Origin of the sequence: Moorena sp. SIO3A2 (genome assembly GCF_010672265.1) — a bacterium.
Taxonomy (GTDB): domain Bacteria; phylum Cyanobacteriota; class Cyanobacteriia; order Cyanobacteriales; family Coleofasciculaceae; genus Moorena; species Moorena producens.
Map to the genome: position 1 here is coordinate 1 of NZ_JAAHHC010000117.1, position 2,215 is coordinate 2,215.

The 2,215-nt window shown below is 45.5% G+C and carries 1 protein-coding gene; it reads left to right on the top strand.

What is annotated here, in order from left to right; genetic code table 11:
• The first annotated feature begins 623 nt into the window (after positions 1-623).
• Positions 624-2,132, top strand: a complete 1,509-nt coding sequence (locus tag F6K64_RS37910) for a reverse transcriptase domain-containing protein (protein WP_044492589.1) — start codon at positions 624-626, stop codon at positions 2,130-2,132.
• Positions 2,133-2,215: the final 83 nt, after the last annotated feature.

A 2,215-nucleotide genomic window follows, 5' to 3' on the forward strand; every position in this document is an offset into this window, starting at 1 on the left:
CGAGTGGACTCCTCTGCAGCGTGCGGCTTGTTCTGAGTAGGAGCAACTCGTAGTAGAGTAGGTTATGACTCAGGTAACTCGCGGAATAACATCCCAAAGGTTATAACTATTCATCAGGATGGCGGTGCAAATCCGACCCCATCAGGAGAGATGTGACACCCTATCTGGCCACACCGTTCGCAGAGCGAGGCCAACGGCCTTGCAGGCGACATCCTAGCAGAGTGACGCTGGCAACAGGGCGGAATCAGACACGAATCAGATGCGTGACACTGCCGCTAATGGGAAGATGACATGGGTAACAGCAGCGAAAGTCCTTAAAAAGTGTCTAAAGGAGAAGCCGCAATCTGACTAGTATATGCGAGACTCGATTCCTGATTATCCTCACAACGTTCTGTTGCAGACAGTTGTAAACTCTGAGGAGGGAATAGGCAAAGTGGACTGCCCTAAACCATCAAAACAATCCGATGAATGGAACAAGTAAAAACGATAGCAATGGGTCTGGAGGCCGGTCGAATCTTCAGTAAGTTATGTCAAACTTAATCCCCACTATCGGGTAGGATGCAGCTAGAAACTGGCTGCGGGTATTCAGAATACACAAACTCTAGGAGAGCATAGTTAGACACATGAGTAATCATAGTGAACTTTGGAAAAAACAACAGTGGAAGAAACTCCGCCAAAATCTTTTCCGCCTACAAAAGCGAGTGTATAAAGCAGTTAGAGTTGGTGACTTGAAGAAAGCCAGGTCAGTACAAAAACTGATCCTGAAATCCCGCTCAGCTCAACTTTTGGCAGTCCGACAAGTGACACAGCTAAATAAAGGCAAGAAAACGGCTGGAGTTGATGGCAAGTCAAGCCTCAACTACAGAGAACGAATGGAACTGGTTGAAACATTGAACCATTATGCAACTGACTGGAAGCATAGCGGACTCAGAGAAATTCCAATCCCAAAAAAGAATGGAAAAGTAAGAATGTTAAAGATACCAACCATCGCTGACCGAGCATGGCAATGTCTAGTGAAGCTAGCCCTTGAACCAGCCCACGAGGCTACGTTCAGCGGAGATAGCTATGGATTCAGAACGGGCAGGTGCGCCCAGGACGTCCAAAAACGCTTACAAATCCATCTGGCCTCAAACCATAATGGAATAAATAAACGAATAATCGAACTAGACATCAAGAAATGCTTTGACCGAATCTCCCACAGCTCTATAATGGAAAGGCTTATCGCACCAGCAAAAATCAAAACGGGGATATTCAGATGCCTAAAAGCAGGAGTAACCGTTCAGTTTCCAGAACAGGGCACCCCACAAGGGGGTGTGGTAAGTCCTTTATTAGCAAATGTGGCATTAAACGGAATAGAGGAAATCCATCCAAGTCTGCGATACGCAGACGATATGGTTTTTATCTTAAAGCCTAAAGATGATGCTGAGAAAATCCTCAACAAAGTCAAGAAATTCTTGGCAGAAAGAGGAATGGAAATCAGTGAAGAAAAGACCAAGCTAACTAAAACGACAGACGGATTTGACTTCCTGGGGTGGAGATTCCGCGTCAGAAAAGACGGAAAGTTTTCATGCGTTCCCTCAGAGGAAAATCATAGAAACATACGTAAGAAAATTAAATCCGTAGTCAACAACTCGAACTATGGTGCCGAAGTAAAAGCTAAGAAATTAGCCTCCAAAGTTCGCGGATGGCGTAACTACCATAGTAGCTGTGATATGAGTAGCTCAAGGGATTCATTGTGGTTCATGAGAATAACCGCTAACCGTAAATTCCGAAAGGAAAAGAAAGTGAATCGGTACAGAGCCAACAAATTATGCGATAAAGCATTCCCAAAGGTAGGTTACAAACAGAACCAACACGTGAACGTAAGGGGGACTAAGTCACCATACGACGGCGACCTAGTCTACTGGAGCCAAAGGAATTCACGCCTTTACTCCGATGCTACCTCTGACGCATTGAAAAAGCAAAACCATTCCTGTGGACACTGTGGACTGAGATTCATCGAAGGCGAGGATGTACATCTTCATCACATAGATGGAAACCACGACAACTGGTCAAAAAAGAATCTACTAGCAGTACATCAAAGCTGCCATCAACAGATACACTGGAGCACTCCTAAGGGAGAGAATATCTAGGAGCCGTATGAGGGGAAACCTTCACGTACGGTTCTGAAGGAGAGGTGCCCCGGATAATACCGGGCATCGACTCTAACCGACGG